We start from the raw sequence: 22,066 nt of genomic DNA on the forward strand, positions 1-22,066 counted from the left end.
CATGCATTGCGCCCAATTATTATAAATAAGCTATTAGTCCTATTAATCGTATTGATTGTGGGTTGATGCCGAACCTCTTTTAACCCAGTTGAGTGTCATATTGAACAATCACACCCCGCCTCAAGATCCACCGGATGAAGATCCGGCTCAAAAAGATGCCCGCGCGGTACGTCGTTGGTATCCGCTGTCTTTTGTACTCAAACTACTGGTGCTGATTCTCATCTTGCTGGCGATTATGTTTGCAGTATTTTTTTATGTGGCTGGCACCGATTCAGGTACTAAATTTATACTAGAAAAGATCGGCGCTGAGACCGGTATTGATTTTACCTATGGGCGCGGTAACTTACGCGATGGTATTTGGGTCACTGACATCGATATCGAGGCGACCGACGATCTAGAAATATTGATCGATAAAGCGTATATAAAGATTGGCTGGCGCGCTATTTTTGCCAAAGAAGTCCATCTGCGTGATGCGGACATTCAGCGTATTGAGATCATTAATAAAAAGCCACCAACGGGTGAGCCGTTCGATTATAAAACCCTCAAGCTACCAGTCAATCTGCGCCTTGATCAGGCAAACGTAAAGATTATTGTCTACAAACAAGTCACTAAAGAGCCTATTGTCATTCATGATATTGCAGCGCGTGATCTAACGTGGGTAGGCAGTCAAGTGACCGTCGGTCGCGGCGATTTGCGTTATGCCGATATTGTTAAAGTCAGTGCTTTACAAGGCAGTATTGATCTACAAGGGGACTATCCGCTTGATCTAACCGCGATTGCTGAAGTTAGTGCCTTAGAAAAAGCTTATATTGCTCCCCTCGATATCACTGCAATGGGCAGTCTAAGACGCACAGTAGGTAAGGTACGTAGCCGTTATAACGATGGGGATGTGAGTGGTGATTTCGTCGTGCAAGGACTCGATAAAGGCGCACCGTTCCAAGCCAAGCTGCAATGGGACGATATATTGATACCGTATGCCGATGAGCAAAATATCCACCTGAAAAGTGGCATGCTAACCGCTGATGGGGTTATCTCAGAGATACGGCTGCGAATTAATACTGAACTGACGGCAAAAGACATTCCTTCAGGGCACTATCAAGGTCGCGCTGTGATTGCAGACAGTCAACTGCGCATCGACCGCTTAAATGCCAATGTACCGGCTGGGCGTTTGCTTGCGCAAGGTATTTTAGATTGGAAAACCAGCTTTGATGCCAAAGTAGTGGCGACTGGTAGCAATTTTGACATTCGCCGCGTCATTCCAAAGCAATATAACGACTATAAAGTGTATGCGCCGCAAAAACTCAATGGCAAGCTGTTTGTTCATTATCAACACGAAAACACCACCGGCAATCTACAGCTCAATGCTGATTTACGTCAACGTGATGGTGAGCATGTTAATGCTAAGATTGTACGCGGCAAAACGTCAGTGAAGTCTAAGCAAGCGGCACCTTTGTATATTGATGCCACTTGGCAAAACCTAGTGCGTAAACAACTGCCCAATATCGGTAATGTCGATAGTCCGCGTGGGCAAGCCAGCGTTATCGTCCGTGGTTCGCGTTTGTCTGTTGATGCCAACGCAGTGATTAATGAGCTTAATGTCGCGCCTAAAGGCAACTATGATGTGCGCGTGCGTAAAGCGGGCAACGTCATAGATATCAACCGTTTAAACTATAAAGGTATCGTAGGCGACTTAATGGGCAGTGGTCAGATTAAACTAGCCACCAAGAGACGCCCGCTAACCTGGCAGATCGATGCGCGAACTAATGGCTTGCTACCCAAGCAGTATCGTAGTGACCTGCCACTTGATCGTATCTCCGGACGCATCAGCGCGCGCGGTCGTTTGCTCAATATCAGTAAAAATCGCGTCAAAGGTCAGCGCCATATCATTAGCTTTAACAATACCAATTTGCAGGCACAACTGGATGCTTCGCAGGACGGTCGTGCTATTGGTATTACTGGCAGCGGTGATGCCAGCGTAGACATTATCGATGGGGCGTTATCAGTGTTTGACGCACGTTTTGATGGACAGGTCGATACAGCTGATGTCCCTAGCGGCCGTTTATCTATTGATGCGGCAGGCACACCTAAGATGATAAGTTTCCGCAAATTAAATTATGCGGGCGAAGCAGGTTCTGTACAAGCAAAAGGCGCGCTTGATTTACGCGACAATATTGGCTGGAACGTCACAGGACGCTTTGATAAGTTCAATTTAGGTTACTTCTTACCGAACAATCCGGCGATTCTCACTGGTGATTTGATCACCAGCGGAAAATGGAAGCCTGCAGCCGAAAACAATCCGAATGCTAAAGGTAAATTGCAGCGTTTCGCCGTTGATTTTGAGGGTATATTAGATGCTAAGCAGTTGCCAGCTGGTAGATTAACCATCAATGCCAGTGGTGATGATCAGGTGATTCGTATCAAGCGCTTCCGGCATGTGGGCGCGGCAGGCAGTATTGATGCCAAAGGAACCGTCGATGTGCGTCAAGGTATCGCTTGGGATATTAGCGCCGTTATGGATCGTTTCAATTTGGGCTACTTCCTTAAAGACACACCAAGCGTTATCACTGGCTCGCTAAATAGTGACGGCCGCTGGACGAAAACGCAGCAAATTATTAATTTAAAGCAACTCAATTTAAGTGGCATATTAAAAGGCCAAACTTTAAGTGCCAAAGGTAGCTTGGCCGCTAAACTACATTTACCCGAAGACCTAGCGAGCTATTTTAAGCGTTTGCAAGCAAAAGATGTCGAAGCGCAATATAAGCAAGTAAATGCCTTAATTGAGAGCTTAAATGCCGATAATTTAGTGATACGTTGGGGCGATAATTATCTGACCGCGAATGGCAATGCCAAGCAACTACAGACAAAAATTAATATCACCAGTCTCGACCAGCTATCAGATAAACTTGCGGGCAAAGTCACCGGCGGCGCCACCTTATCGCAACCAGCAGGACAAGCGCTCCCGACCATTTATATTGATTTAGTTGGTGAACGTATCGCGCTGCCTGGATTTATTCTACGCCAAGGTCGTATTCGCGGTAAGTTGGTCAATTTAGCCAATAGCCCAAGCCAGTTGATTGTCAGCGCTGAAGGGTTAGATGTGGCTGGACAAACCTTCAAAAGCGTTAATGCTTCCTTTAATGGTACAGAGCAAGCGCACGTCGTCAATGTTGAGTTGGCCAACGAGCAGCTTGGTATTTCTGCAAGGCTCAAAGGCGGCTTTGATCGTCAGCAGCTCCGCTGGTCAGGGGTCATAGGTAAAGGTCGCGTTAAGTCTAAATATGCTGCTTTAAACCAACTACAACCGGCGCAATTGATTGTTAACCTACCGCAAGCTAACAGTGGCGGCACAAATGAGCTCAAAGTGCAGCTTGCCGCGCATTGTTGGCAAGCAGTAGATCAGACTGGCAAGTTATGCCTACGTGAAAATCTCATTGCGTCAGCGGCGGGGGGACAAGTTAATCTTGCTGTACAAAAGCTAGATACTTCATTATTTGCAGTATTTTTACCCAAAGATATTGATTGGCATGGCAAGATTAATGGCAGAGCTATCGTTGGATGGCAACGCGGCAAGCCGCCGACCATTAACACCACTCTATATTCTGATAACGGTAAAATCGGTCTTATTCAAGATGGTGATAGCGCACCCATCACCTTGCCGTATAAGCGTGTGTCACTCATTGCCCTATCCGTTCCTGAAGGACTAAAACTACGAACCGATATCAATACCGGTCGCGGCGGCCGTGGCTATGCTGAGGTCATCGTTGATCCTTACAAAACCCCGAAGCCTATCTCGGGCGCGCTAGTGCTCAATGAGCTTAACTTAGCGATTTTCAAACCTTTCTTCCCTGGTATGCGGGTACTTGAAGGTAATATTACTATGGCAGGTGGCCTCGGCGGTACGCTCGATAAGCCGCAGTTTTATGGTGATGTGAAGCTGGCCGATGGTCGCATTGCTATGCTGGACTTACCAGTGAATTTGACCACAGTTAATGTCGGAGCTAAAGTTCGCGGTACCCAAGCGACCATCGATGGCACCTTTAATAGTGGTACAGGTACGGGCAAGCTGACTGGTACCGTTGATTGGCAACAAAAATTGCAAGCCAAGCTTAGCGTTGTCGGCGAGCGCTTAGTATTGACCCAGCCGCCATTATTATACGCTGTGATTAATCCTGATATCGACATCATCGTGCGTCCAGGCGACCGTTATGTCAATATTGAAGGAACAGTCAGTGTGCCATCAGCGACCATTCGTCCGCCAGAAGCCAGTGAAGATTTGATTACCCGGACCGAAGATGCAGTGGTTATTGATAGGCGCAATATTGGTAATATTGATGAGGTCTTAGCAATCTCAAAGCCTTGGTCGATTAATGCAGATATCGGTATCGATTTGGGTGATGAGGTTAGTTTTCGCGGCTTTGGAGCGGTCATTCCTCTAGCGGGTGCGTTGAATGTCACTCAGCGTGGTCAAGGTACCCTGCGTGCTAAAGGCGTGGTTCAAGTGGCGCGCCGCACTAGTGTCGATATTTTTGGACAGAACCTAGAGCTCAATTACGGTCAAATACGCTTCAATGGTGATGTAATGAAGCCCAATTTGAGTATTGAAGCAGTCAAAATTATCGACGGCAATACCGTAGGGGTTCGAGTTAGAGGCAGTCCTACAAACCCAAATATTGTGGTCTTTAACAATGCGGGACTGACTCAGCAGCAAGCTATGAATGCGTTGGTGACTGGTCGCATCAACAATGGCAGCGCGACTCAAATCAGTGAGCAAGGCTTCAAGTCACAAGTGACCAACAATTTGGCAGCCGCTGGACTTAATTTTGGCTTAAGCGGCACACGCAATATAACCAATCAAATAGGCCAAGCTTTTGGTCTACAGAGCTTAACGGTTGATGCATCAGGCAACAGCGAAGATACCAATGTGAATGTCACCGGCTATGTATCGCCTGACTTATATATCCGCTATGGGGTAGGTGTCTTTAATGCCCAAAATAGCTTATCCATTCGCTATCAGCTGACCCGCCGTGTTTATGTCGAAGCGACTTCCGCTGCGGAAAATGTGGTTGATGTGGTTTATAGTTGGCAGTTTTAGCGCTGGCTAGCTTTAGTAATGGGCAGTTTGGGCGTTGATATTGTTATCAATTCATACAGAGTAATCGATTAATGTGACAAATGCCATCAACAAAAAACGCCTTATCGAAGGCGTTTTTTTGTCGCTGTGAAATTTTTTAAGGCTATATAAGCTATTTGGTCAAAATTAAGCGATTATTACGGGTTAGGCGTAAGCGATACTCTTCGCCTTCATGTTCAATACGAACTTCTTTAGTTAGGGCAAATAGATGCTGTGACTGCAAAGTAGGCAGCCGATTTTCGCGGCAATTTAGGTAACGAGAGATAACCATGCTCATAATGAATTCCTTTTGGCTTTTTAGTAGGTGATTGGCTGGGTTATGGATAACGACAATATAAACAGCGTCGAGCTAAACAGGATACGCACTGAATAAATCTAATTAACGATAATGATTATCATTTATATTGAAGTATTTTACAAGCCAATTGGTAAAATAAATCACAGATATTAAGTAAACTTATGTAACTTAACTTTAGGTACTCTATTCAATCGTTCGTCCACACTAGTGTTTTTTGCAAAAATAATAAAGTGGGACATAATTAATTACCTAGAAAACAATCATTTATAAAATAATCACCTAGGAAGTTACCATTTAGGAAACAGTAATGTTGAATAAAGTTGAAGAACAGCAAGCTAATAATGATGACAAGTCGGTCGTTGATAAGGCGACCATTGATAAAGTAGTTAATCATAAATCCATCGTCAATGTCGCTGTGGCGGTAATACATCATCAAGAGCAATATTTGCTTGGGTTTCGCAACTCTAGTCAGCATCAGGGCAACCGCTATGAATTTGTTGGCGGTAAGATAGACAGTCATGAGACAGCATCAGCCGCATTAATACGTGAGGTTAGCGAGGAGACTGGTATTGATATACAGAGTAATCATTTGGTCAAGCTTGGTCGTTTGCATCATGACTATGGTGATAAGCAAGTATGCCTGCAGGTATATAAGGTTGCGCTAACCGCAGAACAGTATAAGCAACATCAACACTGCGACTATGGTTTAGAGGGGCAGGCATTAACATGGGCGACCAAGAGCCAGCTGCTGGCAGGTGATTATCCGCTACCTGCTGCCAATCAGACTATTTTGGCATGGCTACAGCTACCAACGCAGATGACGGTTACTTACCCGTTAATACATTTTAGCGAAGACACTGATGCCAGTAATGCATGGCTTGCCTATCATCAACAGCATATCTCTAAAAATACCTGGGTATATATACGCACCAAAGCATCCGAATTGGAGAGTAAAGTAGCAAGCAAAACAAAGGTTACTGATGCGGAACTTGCGGCTCAGTTGATGCACTTACGACCTGATATTTATAGTGTGTTGCCTTATGCTAATGGTTATCAACATGACAGTACTGATAAAATTTTAACAAAGTCTGAAACACCAGAAAATACACCGCCCGCTGAAATTAGCAATCAAGTTGTAGCGGTTCATCTAACACATCATGAATTGATGTGCTGGTTTAATGGTTTTCAAAACGATGACTCTGAAGACAAGTCTAAAGGCAGCCAATACGATTCTTCAAGCCGTCCATTAATAGTAAGCTGCCATGATGCAGAAAGTATTCACACGGCCAACCAATTTGCCGCGACACGCTTACAACATCAAAAACCACCCGTTATCGGTATCTTTTTATCGCCAGTACTAGCAACCCAATCCCATCCTGATAGTGAACCACTTGGCTGGCAAGCGTGGTCAGCATTGGCACAATTAGCTGACATGCCAGTTATTGGTTTGGGTGGTTTGTCACCAATAATGTTTGAACAGGCCGATCAGTACGGTGCTATAAGCATCGCTGGTATTCGGCAATTTTTACAAGGCTAGATGTTGATTTCATATCGCTAAAGCCTAATTTTATAGGGTTAACGGACACGTTAATATTGACAGTATAAAACTGGATTAGAAATAGATTAGAGAACATAGTCAACCAGTACAAATAGTTGTTTTTCAACATATTTTACAAGTTAGTAACCATATAACTAATATATGAAATAGACACATAATTACTTACAAACCGTTGCCTTTTCCTACATTGCCGCACTGTTTTAATAGTAGTACTGCCCTTAATATAGGATATGAAATTAAAGAGGGACTAAATTATCAATAGTTAATTATGGCTTATTGATTTAGTTGAGTCTCTTTTGTTAAATCAATTAAATCAATTAAATCTAATTACATATATAACTATTAATGGTACTACTATGAAAACCAATAAGTTACCTCAGTCAGCATGGTCTGACTCACAGGCAGCCGGTTCTCAATCGCAGCAGATTAGCTATCCAAGTTCTCGCTATCTGAGCAGCGACAAAATGAAACAGACCGGTAGCGCCAGCAATGACGCTAAATATTACGAAGATTTACATCATTCTTTAGAAGGATCGTATTCAAAAGATACTTATTTTGCATACAAGCGTCTCGACAACAGCATGATGAAGGCACAAGAGTCTATTATGACTAACAATACAAATACGATTACAAAGCACGATGGTCACGATGATATAGAAAAGCCTAGCATTGCTAGCGGCTATAAAAAATCAGGTAAAGCAGCTGATATAGCGCCCTCTGTGACGCAACTGTCGGATGAGCAAATTGATAAGTTACAAAATGGCTTTAAGCAAGATGGTACTGATCTAGATGATTTAAAATCAGAAAACTTAGAAACAGATAGCCTACAAGCAAAGAATTTAAAAAAAGACAGCCTTCAACAAGCCAGTTTCATTCAAGCTGGTTCTACTCAAGTCGGTGTTAATCAGGATATGAATAACCTATCAACAACGCATAATACATCTAGCAATGTAATACCGGAGCGAGTATTTATGAATGGATTGATCAAGCATACCGCGATTGCCTTAGCGATTATCATACCATTGGCGGCGTTTTCAGCTTATGCTGCACCGATGAGTGTGCCCAATACCACAATTAGTACCACAACTAATAACGCCACGACTGATAAGACTACTACTGCGACACTAGCGATTAAACCTTCATCAATCATTCATAAATCTGCAAGCACGCCAACGACCGTAGACAGCGTTGATCTTGAGCAATATGCGGGCACTTGGTATGAAATAGGGCGCTTGCCCATGTACTTTCAGCGCAAATGTGCAAGTGACGTGACCGCTACCTATACTGGCAAAACCGATGGATCAGGCATTACGGTGCTCAATAAATGTAGTGGTGAAAATGGTACAGCCATAACTGCTGAAGGACTGGCAAAGCCTGCTGATAATACTGGCAGCAAGTTGAAGGTCAGTTTTTTACCTTCATGGATTCGTTGGTTGCCGGTAGGGCGCGCTGACTATTGGGTGCTGGCTCGTGATGCAGACTATAAGACAGCCTTAGTAGGTACGCCAGATAAGAAATACCTATGGTTGTTGGCCCGTTCGCCTAATATCACTCAGCAGACTTATGCCAAATATCGTGAGATTGCTCAGCAACAAGGCTATGATCTAAAAGAGTTTAAGTTGACAACGCATAGCAATCAAACCGTTAGTCTAATCCCATGATATTGAGTTGCTTAACCTAGTTACTTAATCTAGCTTCCTAGTATTTGGCCTCTCAATAAAAGTTTGTTGAATAGGGTTTGTTTTTAGAAGTTGGATTGATAAGAAACTTTTTAATAGATAAAGAAGACAGCTTAGTAAGCTGTTTTTGTCTTTTAATTTTTCAAAGAAGCGGTTACTAATCTGAAAAAAACTTCTATAGGATCATTCTTATGACGGTATAACCGTCGCTAATAATGGTTATCACTGGCAAAATAAGGCGTTTTGAGCTAAAATACAGACGATTTAAAAGCACTGACGCCCATAATTATTCGTATTTGTCGCTTTACCATACCGAGTAATCCCAGTTTCTTCTTAGTTTTATCGTATTTTATACGTGATCGTTTTATTAACCTGTTTTCATTACTATTAAATTCTACTGACCAGAAGGATGTTTCTCGTGAGCAACGCTGATACCTTACGCCAATTACATCAAGATCACTTAACCAACTATAACAATCAAGAACAACAAGCCATCGAATTGATTGGTTTGCTCAATAAACTTTATAACGAGCAAGATGTGCAAGTCACCTTGTTCGGTGAAACACTTGATACGACTTCAGTAGGTCAAGTACTGGCATTGCATCAAAAAGCGGCAATACGTGAACAAGGCGCTAAGCCGATCGCTATTGCCGACACTTTAGCAATGGTCAAAGCATTGGCAGCTAGTGAGAATATTCAAGCGGCGCGAGTCGATGTCGGTCAGCTAATTGCTAGCGACAGTGATATACAAGCTGCCCTACAGTCTACTGATAATGATAAAAACACCGTAAATGGTGCTACCGATGTGGTGTTATATGGTTTTGGTCGTATTGGTCGTATCTTAACGCGTCTATTGTTATCACAAGCCTCAAGCGCGAAAGGCCTACAATTAAAAGCTATCGTGGTACGTCCTGCCGCTGCTGGCGACTTAGCCAAACGCATCTCATTGCTTGAGCGTGACTCAATTCATGGTAGATTTTTAGGCGGAATTAGTATTGATGATGACAATAATGGCATGATTGTTAATGGTCGTTTTATACAAGTTATTTATGCTAATGATCCGAGTGAAATTGACTATACCGCTTATGGTATTGATAATGCTTTAATTATTGATAATACCGGTATTTGGAAAGACGAAGCGGGTCTTGGCAAGCACCTACAAGCTAAAGGTGTACAAAAAGTCTTGCTAACCGCCCCTTCTGGTGGCGAGATTAAAAACGTCGTTTACGGTGTTAACAATGATACTATCGGTGACGACACTCTTGTTAGTGCTGCCAGTTGTACCACTAACGCCATTACGCCAATGCTAAAAGTACTGAATGATGAGTTCGGTATCGAAAACGGCCACGTTGAGACCATTCACTCCTTTACCAATGACCAAAACTTGGTTGATAACTATCACAAAGCAGATCGCCGTGGGCGCAGTGCCGTAATGAACATGGTTATTACTAGCACTGGCGCTGCAAAGGCAGTGGGCAAAGCCCTACCAGAGCTAAGCGGCAAACTCACCGGTAATGCTATTCGTGTACCCACGCCCAACGTTAGCTTAGCGATTTTAAACTTAAATCTAAAAAGCGTACCGCAAAGTGCTGATGCTTTAAATGAGTTTATGCGTAAAGTATCTAATAGCAGCACATGGCAGTCGCAAATCGCTTATACGGACTCGACAGAAGCGGTCTCGACTGACTTTGTAGGTACTACCCACGTTGGTGTGGTAGATGCTCAGGCCACAATACTCACTGGCAATCAAGCTATTGTCTATATTTGGTATGACAACGAAGTAGGCTATAGTACTCAGGTACTACGCTTAGCCACGCAGATGGCTGGTATCAGCTACACTCAAATTCCAGCATAAAACGACTAAGATGAAGATAGCTAGGCTAGACATGGCTATACAAGTATGGTTTGCATCTTGTCCTTAAATGTTATACTGGTCATTATTATTAGTAAGTGTTATCGCTATTAAATACAGCACTCGATAGTCCGATTGATTATCGGGTGTTGTTGCCATAATAAGTGCTCATATTAACTTGTAGATATTGTTTGGTGCTGGCGTGAACGTATCCATTTTAGATATGCAAAGTGGAACATGCGAACATAGACGCAAATACAAACTGAATATAAACCGAATATAAACCGAATACAAATACAGTCACTGGCTATAAACCAGATTGACAATTAAGGAACGTAACATGCGATTTATTGATGAAGCCATCGTAACAGTAAAAGCAGGTGATGGTGGTAACGGTATCGCCAGTTTTCGCCGAGAAAAATACGTCCCTCGCGGTGGTCCTGATGGCGGTGACGGCGGCAGTGGCGGTGACGTTTATGTCATTGCTGATGACAACACCAACACTTTAGTCGACTATCGCTATACCCGTCGCTATGATGCAATGCGTGGTGAAAACGGCCATAGTAAGAACTGTGCCGGTAAAGGCTCTGACGATATTTTCTTGTCAGTTCCTATTGGTACCACTATTATTGATACCGAAACCGATGAAGTCATCGGCGATATGACCGAAATAGATCAGACTTTATTAATTGCTAAAGGTGGTGATGGCGGTTTAGGTAATACTCATTTTAAAAGCTCTACCAACCAAGCGCCACGAAAAGCGACCTCAGGCTTTGAAGGTGAGTTAAAAGTATTAAAGCTTGAGCTAAAAGTTGTGGCAGACGTAGGACTGATTGGTCTTCCGAATGCGGGTAAATCAACCTTTATTCGTCAAGTTTCTGCTGCGACACCCAAAGTTGCTGACTATCCATTTACGACTTTGGTACCAAATTTAGGCGTGGTTGATATTGGTCGCCATCGCTCATTCGTGATGGCGGATATTCCAGGGCTTATCGAGGGCGCATCAGAAGGTGCGGGTCTGGGTATTCGCTTCTTAAAACATGTGGCACGTACGCGTCGCCTGTTGCATATTGTTGATATACAGCCTATTGATGGCACAGATCCGGTCAATAATGCTCGCATTATCTTAAATGAACTTGAACGTTTTTCTCCTGAACTGGCTAATTTACCGCAAATTTTAATATTGAATAAAATTGATCAGGTTATTGATGAAGAAGAATTGAACGAGTTGTGTACTCATATCGTTGCGGAGCTTGGCTGGACAGGGGACGTATTTCGTACCTCAACCTTAATGGGTGAGGGTACTGATGCCGTAAAATATCATTTAATGAATGAGATTGAGCGCGAGCGCCAGCTTGAAGAAGAAGAACCAGAGTTTGCCGAAGCACAAAAAGCGCGATTTGAGCGTTTAGAAGTAGAAGTTCGCCGTAACACTGAAGCACAGCGCGAAGCGTACCGTGCAGCTCGTAAAGCGCAACGCGAAGGTACAGACTTACCTGACAACGATATTCTTGATAATGATCATTTCGATGACGATGACGATGATGGCGTCGAAGTGGCCTACGCCCCTTAGTTTGACAGTACTTAATTTGATAATACTTAGGTTGATATTACTGAATGAGATGGACGGTTTGACGTTAAAAGCTTAATATTAACAATAAGAGAAGAGTTTGATTATTTTATAAGTATCTTCTTTTATTGCTCTTTTACCGACACTAGTACACTTATCTGTATTATGCCTATTTGGCAGCACGATTTTGATAGCACAAAAGAATAGGCCACTTATTTACTTTTTAAATTGATTTTTAAATTAATCCCCGCAATAGACAGGAGTTTTTATGGCAGTTGACATGGAAAATACGACCGAAGAACCAAGGTTTATCAAACAAACCCGCAACTTTGATATTCAGCGCGTTATTGTCAAGATTGGCTCATCATTGTTGACTAATAATGGTCGAGGATTGGATCGTACTGCCATATACGAGTGGGCGACACAAATTGCTGAATTGCATAACCAAGGTGTGGAAGTGTTGTTGGTGTCATCAGGTGCGGTCGCTGAAGGTGTGGTACGCATGAATCTTGATGAGCGGCCTAATAAGCTCGCAGCATTACAAGCCTGTGCCTCTATCGGTCAGATGGGTTTGATTGGTACTTGGTGGTCAGCCCTTATCCAACATGGTATACAGAGCTCGCAGTTGCTGTTGACGCATGATGATTTGTCCAATCGTAGTCGTTATCTGAATACCACTAGCGCACTGACTCAGCTATTAGAGTGGCGTGTACTGCCAGTGATTAATGAAAACGATACCATCACCATTGATGAGATTAAGTTTGGCGATAATGACACCTTAGGCGCGATGGCAGCGGCCATGGTCAATGCTGATTTATACATTATCTTAACCGATCAAGAAGGCGTGTTTACTGACAATCCACGTGATAACCCCAATGCCAGAATGATTCGTCAAGAGCGTGCTATGGCTGATTATTTATTTGATATTGCCGGCGATGGCGGCAAGCTTGGACGCGGTGGAATGCTGACCAAGATTCGTGCCGGTCGTTTGGCAGCTATGGGTGGTTGTCCCACTGTTATTGTGAGTGGTGCTATTGAAGATGTCATCACCCGTGTGGTAGCAGGCGAAGCAGTCGGTACCTTATTAACCACCAATGATGAGGACAAAATCATCGCCCGCAAACAGTGGATCGCGGCACATTTGCGGATGTCAGGCGCTCTGATTGTGGATGCCGGCGCGGCAAAAGCGTTGATCGAGCACAATAGAAGTTTGCTTCCGGTCGGTGTGGTAGAGGTTCGCGGGGACTTTGATGAAGGTGATGTGGTAGAGATCATTCATCAAGATACCCATGAGCGCTTAGCCGTTGGCCAAGTCAATTTCTCGTCTACCGATGCGCGCCGTGTTGCACGTGAGCGTACCGAGCAGTTCGATAGAATTCTTGGTAATAACGAAGAGCGCGTGGTGATGGTACATCGCGATAACTTAGCGCTGTCCATGTAATATATTGTAATTAGCTTAGATAAATAACTGAGATACATAGCTGAACTATGAAACCTTTTTATTATTGTTTAAGCTGATACCAATTACGTGCAGTGAGTATGTTTACACATTAAGACCTTAATGCCATAACAGAGCTTATCTTTATGGCATTAATTACATCTGGGTATTTTAACAGTTGTATTTTTTCTATCCCTATTTATGTTTAACAATGACAATAATCGATATTGTACTATTTTGGAGATTTGTGCATGAGCGCCTCGGACAACGATAACTCACCTAAGCAAAATTTTGCTCCTCTCAAAAACGATAGACTGCTGCGCGCTCTGCGGTTTGAGCCGGTAGATACCACACCGGTATGGATGATGCGTCAGGCCGGTCGCTACTTACCAGAATATAAAGCCACCCGTGCTGAAGCAGGTGACTTTATGAGCCTGTGCAAAGACACTGATCGCGCCACGGAAGTGACATTGCAGCCGTTACGACGTATGGATCTAGATGCGGCCATTATATTTAGTGATATTTTGACCATTCCAGATGCCATGGGATTAGGCTTATATTTTGAGACCGGTGAAGGTCCTAAGTTTAAACGTACTATCCGTCAGCAGTCCGATATTGACAAGTTACCAACCCTAGATGTTAACGATTCGCTAGATTATGTGATGCGAGCGGTGACTAGTATTCGTAAGGCTCTTAATGGACAAGTACCGTTATTTGGATTTTCGGGCAGTCCTTGGACGCTAGCGACCTATATGATTGAAGGCGGCAGTTCAAAAGACTACCGTTATACTAAAGGTATGCTCTATAGCAATCCTGAACTTCTGCATCAACTGCTTGATAAGCTGGCAACATCAGTGATTGATTATTTGGATGCCCAAATCATCGCTGGTGCGCAAGCGGTACAAATATTCGATAGCTGGGGCGGGGGACTTGGTCACCGTCAGTTTATAGAGTTTTCGCATAGGTACAATAAGCGTATCGTTGCTGCACTAAAAGCGCGGCATCCTGAAGTACCAGTCATCTTATTTACCAAAGGTGGCGGCCTTTGGCTTGATATTCAAGCGGATAGCGAGGCTGATGCTTTGGGATTAGATTGGACGATGCCGCTTGATCGTGCCCGTCAAGTGTTGACTGAAAGCCAGCGCCAGTTGACCAAACAGCATAAAAAGCTACAGAGTAGTAAAGCCATTCAGGGTAATTTAGACCCGGCGACGCTATACGGTTCGCCAGCGACTATTCGCTCTGAAGTGAAGTTGATGCTTGACAGTGCATACGCCTGTGGCGATAAAACGGGCTATGTGGCAAACCTAGGTCATGGTATTACCCAGTGGGTTGATCCTGATCATGCCAAAGTATTTGTCGACGCCGTGCACGATTATAAAATTTAGATATTTAGTGTTATACATATTCAGCGTTTACTAAGCAAAAAGGACCTCTTATGATTTCAGCAGCCATTGTCGGTGGAACAGGCTATACAGGTATTGAGCTTATTCGCTTACTGTCTACGCATCCTGAGGTGTCTATCGATTTGCTAACCTCGCGCAGTGAGGCAGGAACGCGTGCTGATGAGATATTTCCAAGCTTGCGCGGTATCTCAGACTTGGTCTTTAGTGACTTAGGTGATGATACGCTCGCTGCGCTACAACATTGCGATGTAGTATTCTTTGCCACGCCGCATGGGGTGGCGATGAAGCAAGCAGAGGCGCTGACCCAAGCGGGTGTTAGAGTCATTGATCTGGCCGCTGATTTTCGTCTGCAATCATTGACTGAGTTTGAACAATGGTATCAACAGCCGCATGCTTGTCCTGAGCTATTAAAAACGGCTGTGTATGGCTTACCTGAAATCAATCGTGATAAGCTTGCAAACGCTCTGTTGGTAGGTAACCCCGGTTGTTACCCTACCACTGCTATTTTAGGATTAAAACCTATTATTGAGGCACAAAACAAGCAAGCAACGCGCCTAATTGACTCACGGATTGTTATTGATGCCAAGTCTGGCGTATCAGGTGCTGGTCGCCAAGCAAGTATTGCGCTTAATTATGCGGAAACTACGGATAATTTTAAAGCTTACGGGGTGACGGGTCATCGTCATCTGCCGGAAATTGAGCAGGGCATTGCGCAATTATTAAATAGCCAGTTTACCCAGCGTGTTCGTTTTTTACCGCATTTAGTACCGATGATACGCGGTATGTTCAGCTCTATTCATATGGAGCTGACCGAAGCGGGCGCTAATATCGACTGGCAACACGAATTTGAGACCAGTTATGCCTCAGAAGTGTTTATTGATGTGATGCCAAGCGGTATTTATCCTGATACCCGTAGTGTCCGTGCCAGCAACCGTTTACGTATAGCAGTGCACCAAGATAACGCGCGTGCTGAGCTGACCGTACTAGTGGTACAAGATAATTTAGTGAAAGGGGCGGCGGGGCAAGCAGTACAAAACATGAATGTTATGTTTGGTCTTGATGAGACCTTAGGATTAAATTTTGCGCCTGTTGTTCCTTAAACGTTCCATGAATGATTGACCTTTAATGTCTTTTAGTTAATAGTATTCTATGAACACTATTTCATATGTACCTATAGCCTAAACTTTATCACTGAACCTTTACTATTCGGTTATTCGTATTTACGGTGCTAGGTATTGATTCTAAATTCCGTTATAATACATCCCCTTACTGTTAAGAGATGCCTTCTAGATGCTTGTTAAGACTGCCCACCGCTTGCGCTTGCAGGCAGCAAGTTCATCGTGCCAAGATTCCGCATCAGACAAGTCTGAGCGTGGACTACTGTCTTCTTATCAAAGTATAGATAACATTATAAATAGTCGTAACAGTATTAAAAACTGTATAGTTGGCAAACAACAAGGTGCGTCGACGTTGGTATTGGCGCTCTTTGTAATAGTGATATTAGTGACTGCTGCTGTTGGATTGATGTTTGGCCACAAGCTTGGCTACCAGAGTGGCTACTATTCGATGCAATCCGAGACAAAACAAGCCACTATAAACAGTGAGCAGGCGAACAAAGAGCTCACCGATTTGCGCTTAAGTCATAAGATGTCGACGAATCAAGCGACGACTGCCAAACAAGAGTTAACGATCAGTTTGGCAAATTTAGATGATCTACGTCAGACTCAGCAAGCCCTAAAAGTTGAAAATGAGCAAGTCACACAGCTCAATGGGCTATATGCTAGTGTGATTAGTGATAAAGGTGGCATGCCGTTACAGATACTTGGCGCTAAGATTGAACCATTACCTGAGAACACTTTTGAGTATGGTTTCGATATTGGTATGCTCAGTAGTGATGGGCAAGCAAAGAATCTAACGGTCAGCTTGACACTGCTAAACGATGATGATTTCGTAGAAGTGCCGCTAGATCCTGCTCGTTATGCTATTAAAGGTATTGAACGCATTCGTGGACGCTTTGTAATGCCGTCAGGCTTTAAGCCGCTACAAATTAAGCTCATTTTAAAGGCAGGCGATCAGGAAGTGGAGCAATTGTATGATTGGAAACTTGGTGCTATGGTCGATAACATGCCACTGTCGCTTTTAGATTTACCAGAAGCCGATAAAAGGCCCATTGCTTCTGAATAACCATTCAATTTCCAGTGACTGTTTGCTTGGTAATAACTGCTTTACTTTTAACAACCGCTTCACCGTATATTTTACCTATCACTTTTATACCTGATAGTCTCTCTTTTATTGTTAGCTTACCTTTTAGTTTATACTTTGATTATGATGAAACAAATATTATCACAAGCTAAACCCGTTGTTTTTGATTGGCACTTTCCAAATGTGCCCGCTCATCGTGCGCAAGATAGTGACCCTGATGGCGAAACCACGCCGCAAGCAGACGTTATGGTGGCGGAACCGGAAGTGGCAAAACCGCCAATGTATGCGGTAGTTATGTATAACGATAACTATACGCCAATGGAGTTTGTGGTCTACATTTTGCAGTCAGAATTCCGTCATAGCATTGATTCAGCCGTTGAGGTTATGCTAACTATTCATAATAATAGCAAAGGTATCGCGGGTATCTACCCTAAAGATATCGCTGAGACCAAAGCAAAAAAGGTTAATAGTCTAGCCCACCGTGAAGGCTATCCGCTACTTACCCAGATCGAGCCACATCAAGGTGAATAGGGCCAATCGTTTTATCGTTATTTGAATATTATACTTTTGCCCTTTTCTCTGACCCTGTTACTCCAATAAATCGGTTTTAAGAATAATTATCCAAGTGTTATAAACTGCTTTTTCTAATACATTTTTGTATAAATCCTACTGTATAAAAATATCCAAATCTGTTTTTGACTCTCTATTTTGACCTTGATTTCTTTCTTAAGTATCCCTATATATATATAGCGAACCAAGTATTCGCAAATATCGTATGGTATACGTATTGTTTAGAACCCTTGCTTTTGTATATCCTCATTGTTGTCCCTCTATTGCTGTTTTTTACTATTAATCTTTCTATTCATTCAACCAGATTGTAAAGTTACTTCTGCTGCGCCATTAACTTTACGTTTGCGGTATTATTTGATACATTTTAGTACGTGTTAATAGATTGACTATGCGTGCTTATCATGTTGAGATGAATGACAGCTGACGTAAACCGTTTTGTATTAATCGTTTTGTATTACTCTTTGCTGATCAATTATTGTTACCTGTTATTGGATTGATTATTAGTGATAGCGTATTGTTATCTACCTTGAACAATCCATCTGTCGCCCTGATTTACTCATTAAGCTACTAAATCCTAAAGATATGTATAACCGTAGGAATTCGTTATGTTAAGTCGTCATCTTGAAGTCTCCTTGCGTCTAGCCATGACGCTTGCGCGTCAAAAATCACATGAATATCTGACTGTTGAGCACTTGTTACTGGCACTGTTAGAAAACACTCATGCTGCCAACACTTTGACTGCCTGCAATGCTAATGTCTCAAATTTGCGTACTGAGCTTGAAGCTTATATTAATAAGCACACGCCAACAGTAGATGTCGATATAGAGCAGTCACCGCAGCCTACCCAAAGCTTTGATCGTATTTTGCAACGGGCAATCTTCCATGTGCAGTCTATCGGCGGTGGCCGTTTGGTCGAGGGCTCAGATATTTTAGTGTCTATGTTCTCAGAGCATGATACCTATGCGGTTTATTTGCTGAAAAAGCAAGGTATCAGCCGCCTTGAGCTGACCCAATATCTATCTCATGGGCAAGACAAAGAGGAGCCATCTGAGCCACGCGCTTCTATAACGGGTGAGCGTCGTAGTGCTTCTGAAAAGACCAGCAAAGACCCCTTAGTAGAATTCGCTAGTAACCTCAACCAGCGTGCAGCGGAAGGTAAGACTGATCCGCTCATTGGGCGGGGTCCTGAAATCGAGCGTGCAGCGCAAGTATTGTGCCGCCGCCGTAAAAACAACCCGCTGTTAGTCGGTGAGCCGGGCGTTGGTAAGACCTCGATTGCTGAAGGTTTAGCCTGGTTGATTATCAATGATAAAGCGCCAAAACCACTTAATGGTTGCGTGATTTATAGCTTAGATATTGGCGCATTGATTGCAGGTACAAAATACCGTGGTGATTTCGAAAAACGGATGAAGGCGCTGCTTGATGCCCTGAAGAATAAACCCAATGCGATCTTATTTATTGATGAGATTCATATGATTATTGGGGCAGGCTCGTCCATGAGCAGTAATATGGATGTGTCTAATTTAATCAAACCAGCTCTTGCTAATGGTGAGTTACGCTGTGTGGGTTCAACCACCTTTACAGAATATCGTCAGGTGTTTGAAAAAGATCATGCATTATCACGCCGCTTTCAAAAAATTGATGTCAAAGAACCGAGTATTGATGAGAGTATCGATATCTTACGCGGTCTTAAACCACGTTATGAAGAATTTCATAATGTCGCGTATACCGATGAAGCTCTAATCAGTGCAGTACAGCTGTCGTCTAAGCATATCCACGAGCGTTTCTTACCGGATAAGGCTATTGATGTCATCGACGAGGCCGGTGCGTATAAACGCCTGGGCGTTATTCCTGATGCTGATGACATCAATGCTGAAGACAGTTTAATTGCTGATTTGGAGCAGGATTTTGACGAGCAAATCGATACAGACACCAATGAAGTTGATGGCACTGATAACGAAATGCAAGATGAAGCTTTAGCTGCTAAAGCCAGTGATAAGTCGAAGGCTGCTGATTTTAAGAAAGCGAAAAATAAAAAACCACCAATGAAAATTGACGTGGCAGACATTGAAGCTATTGTTGCTAAGTTAGCGCGTATTCCACCTAAGTCGATTTCAAGCGATGATAAGAGTGTTCTTGAACATCTAGATCGCGACTTGAAACGCTTAGTCTTTGGTCAAGATGAAGCGATTGCGACCTTGGCCGATGCTATTAAATTATCTCGTGCGGGTCTTAAAGCACCGGAGAAGCCAATTGGTTCCTTTATGTTTGCAGGGCCAACAGGGGTTGGTAAGACAGAAGTATCGCGCCAGCTGGCCAGTTTGCTAGGTGTTGAGCTAGTGCGCTTTGATATGTCAGAGTACATGGAAGCGCATACCGCCTCACGTTTGATTGGCGCGCCTCCAGGCTATGTTGGTTATGACCAAGGTGGTTTGCTTACTGAAAAGATTAATCAGCATCCTCATTGCGTATTACTGTTTGATGAGATTGAAAAAGCGCATCCAGATGTCTTTAACTTGCTATTACAAGTTATGGACCACGGCACGCTAACTGATAATAATGGCCGAGTGGCTAGCTTTAAACAAGTTGTTGTCATTATGACTACTAACGTTGGTGCTGACAGTATCAGCCGCTCCTCTATGGGCTTTACCCAGCAAGATCATAGTCGTGATAACAATGAGTCACTCAAGCGCGTCTTTAGTCCTGAGTTCCGTAACCGCTTGGATGCCATCATTCAGTTCAATGCGCTAGATACTTCAGTAGTGGTATCAGTGGTCGATAAATTCTTGGTTGAGCTACAAGTCCAGCTTGATGATAAGCAAGTGACTTTAGAGATTGATGACGAGGTACGTGATTATTTAGCTGAGAAGGGCTATGACCGCCTGATGGGCGCCCGTCCCATGCAGCGTCTGATTCAAGATGAGATTAAAAAACCATTGGCAGGTATGATTTTGTTTGGTGACTTGGTCAATGGCGGGGTAGTACATCTTACTTTAGAGCCAGAAGATACTGACGCTGATGCCGAATCTAACAATATCTCTATTGAGAAAACGGCCTCTAATATGCAAAGCGGCAATATGCAAAGTGATAAAGGCTCAAGCGATAGTCGAATCATATTGACAGTTGTTGAGACCTACGAGCCGCGCTCAGACTCTGAGTCAGTGGCAAGCTAAGTTGGTTAATCGTAAGCTATTCAATCATAAATTATTTAGTCAATTGATATGAATAATCCTGAATTGAATATTGGTATAAATAAAAACGGTTGCTACGGCAGCCGTTTTTTTTCGCTAACATTTAGCCGATGTTTATATGTTTACTAACCTTTTATAATGAAATGTAACGTCTTTTTTTGCTACCATCATTATTTGAATGACAGATTTATTAATGTGAGGTTTTGATGAGTGCTAAATAAACTGTGTCAAACTAATTATAAACAACTAAAAAGCAACTAAAAAAGAGGCGATAGACCCATGCAATTATTTGATGATGAGCAGGCAGAGAACACGACAACTGAGAAAACAGCTGAGCAAAAACAAGCTATTTTAGATAATGTACGTTTGCCAGAAGATTGGAAATTAGCGCTAACTGATGAGCTGACTTCCGATAATATGGATGATCTCCGCGCATTCTTAAAGCAAGCTTATCAGTCGAGTGACAGTATTTATCCGCCAGCCCCTCTGATGTTTAATGCCTTTAACCTAACGCCTTTAGCACATGTCAAAGTCGTTATTTTAGGTCAAGATCCTTATCATCGTCCAGGGCAGGCGATGGGGCTTTCATTCTCAGTACCAAAAGCGATTCCTAAGCCACCATCACTGAATAATGTGCTTAAAGAAATGGCTACTGATATTGACACCAGTTACTCAGCTCACGGTGATTTGACCTATTGGGCGCAGCAAGGCGTATTGTTATTGAATAGCTCACTAACTGTCAGTGAAGGCGAGCCAAACAGTCATCAAAATAAAGGTTGGGAGCAGTTTACCGACGCTGTCATTGACATTATTAATCAACAAACAGAGCATACCGTATTTATTCTGTGGGGCAGCAAAGCGCAAAAGAAAGGTAAATATATCGATACTGATAAACATCTAATTTTAACGGCCGTGCATCCCTCACCACTGGCGGCCAATCGTGGTGGATTTTTTGGTTCAAAGCCATTTTCTAAAACCAATGATTATCTGAGACAATTTGGCAAAACGCCTATTGACTGGCAATTGCCACAGTAAATGATGACTATACTAATACCAAACCCATAATATATAGTATAATTCAGCTATGACTATACCAACATATACCCTAAAAGATCATGACTTTGGCAAACTCTCGAAGACCGAGAGTAACCCCAGAGCTCGCCAACGTCTC

Annotated in this window: 13 protein-coding genes; 12 read left to right on the forward strand and 1 reads right to left on the reverse strand. The window is 43.1% G+C overall.

The genetic code is table 11. The annotated features are described in order from the left end of the window. Positions 1–97: 97 nt before the first annotated feature. On the forward strand, positions 98–5,092 hold the full coding sequence (locus JMX97_RS10505; protein ID WP_201557952.1) for a translocation/assembly module TamB domain-containing protein: 4,995 nt from the start codon (positions 98–100) through the stop codon (positions 5,090–5,092). Positions 5,093–5,243: 151 nt separating this feature from the next. On the opposite strand, the gene hemP is transcribed toward JMX97_RS10505, so the two are convergent. Beyond that, a complete protein-coding gene (hemP, locus tag JMX97_RS10510; RefSeq protein WP_227672156.1) occupies positions 5,244–5,402 on the reverse strand; it encodes a hemin uptake protein HemP in 159 nt (52 codons plus the stop codon). Between the two features lie 334 nt (positions 5,403–5,736). Here hemP and JMX97_RS10515 point away from each other — a divergent pair, with 334 nt between their 5' ends. From JMX97_RS10515 to JMX97_RS10565, 11 genes are all read left to right on the forward strand, one after another. Next, a complete protein-coding gene (locus JMX97_RS10515; protein WP_201557910.1) occupies positions 5,737–6,966 on the forward strand; it encodes an NUDIX domain-containing protein in 1,230 nt (409 codons plus the stop codon). 377 nt (positions 6,967–7,343) lie between these two features. Then, positions 7,344–8,648: a lipocalin family protein gene (locus JMX97_RS10520; RefSeq protein WP_201557912.1), complete on the forward strand. Its 1,305-nt coding sequence runs from the start codon at positions 7,344–7,346 to the stop codon at positions 8,646–8,648. A gap of 427 nt (positions 8,649–9,075) precedes the next feature. Further along, positions 9,076–10,521 carry a glyceraldehyde-3-phosphate dehydrogenase gene (locus JMX97_RS10525; protein WP_201557914.1) on the forward strand — a complete coding sequence of 482 codons (1,446 nt, stop codon included), beginning with the start codon at positions 9,076–9,078 and terminating at the stop codon, positions 10,519–10,521. A 337-nt stretch (positions 10,522–10,858) separates the two neighbouring features. Next, positions 10,859–12,091: an Obg family GTPase CgtA gene (cgtA, locus tag JMX97_RS10530; RefSeq protein ID WP_201557922.1), complete on the forward strand. Its 1,233-nt coding sequence runs from the start codon at positions 10,859–10,861 to the stop codon at positions 12,089–12,091. A 265-nt stretch (positions 12,092–12,356) separates the two neighbouring features. After that, on the forward strand, positions 12,357–13,529 hold the full coding sequence (gene proB / locus JMX97_RS10535) for a glutamate 5-kinase (RefSeq protein ID WP_201557923.1): 1,173 nt from the start codon (positions 12,357–12,359) through the stop codon (positions 13,527–13,529). Positions 13,530–13,777: 248 nt separating this feature from the next. Next, a complete protein-coding gene (gene hemE / locus JMX97_RS10540; RefSeq protein ID WP_201557924.1) occupies positions 13,778–14,914 on the forward strand; it encodes a uroporphyrinogen decarboxylase in 1,137 nt (378 codons plus the stop codon). A 50-nt stretch (positions 14,915–14,964) separates the two neighbouring features. Beyond that, positions 14,965–16,032, forward strand: a complete 1,068-nt coding sequence (gene argC / locus JMX97_RS10545) for an N-acetyl-gamma-glutamyl-phosphate reductase (protein ID WP_201557925.1) — start codon at positions 14,965–14,967, stop codon at positions 16,030–16,032. 190 nt (positions 16,033–16,222) lie between these two features. Beyond that, complete coding sequence (locus JMX97_RS10550) at positions 16,223–17,116, forward strand: hypothetical protein (RefSeq protein WP_201557926.1); 894 nt, start codon at positions 16,223–16,225, stop codon at positions 17,114–17,116. A 141-nt stretch (positions 17,117–17,257) separates the two neighbouring features. After that, on the forward strand, positions 17,258–17,665 hold the full coding sequence (locus tag JMX97_RS10555) for an ATP-dependent Clp protease adaptor ClpS (protein WP_201557927.1): 408 nt from the start codon (positions 17,258–17,260) through the stop codon (positions 17,663–17,665). 644 nt (positions 17,666–18,309) lie between these two features. Beyond that, positions 18,310–20,877 (forward strand): AAA family ATPase, encoded by a 2,568-nt coding sequence (locus JMX97_RS10560; protein WP_201557937.1) that lies wholly within the window; start codon positions 18,310–18,312, stop codon positions 20,875–20,877. A gap of 297 nt (positions 20,878–21,174) precedes the next feature. Continuing rightward, positions 21,175–21,930 (forward strand): uracil-DNA glycosylase, encoded by a 756-nt coding sequence (locus JMX97_RS10565; RefSeq protein ID WP_201557938.1) that lies wholly within the window; start codon positions 21,175–21,177, stop codon positions 21,928–21,930. The last annotated feature ends 136 nt before the right edge of the window (positions 21,931–22,066 follow it).

Origin of the sequence: Psychrobacter sp. 72-O-c (assembly GCF_904846605.1) — a bacterium.
Lineage (GTDB): Bacteria > Pseudomonadota > Gammaproteobacteria > Pseudomonadales > Moraxellaceae > Psychrobacter.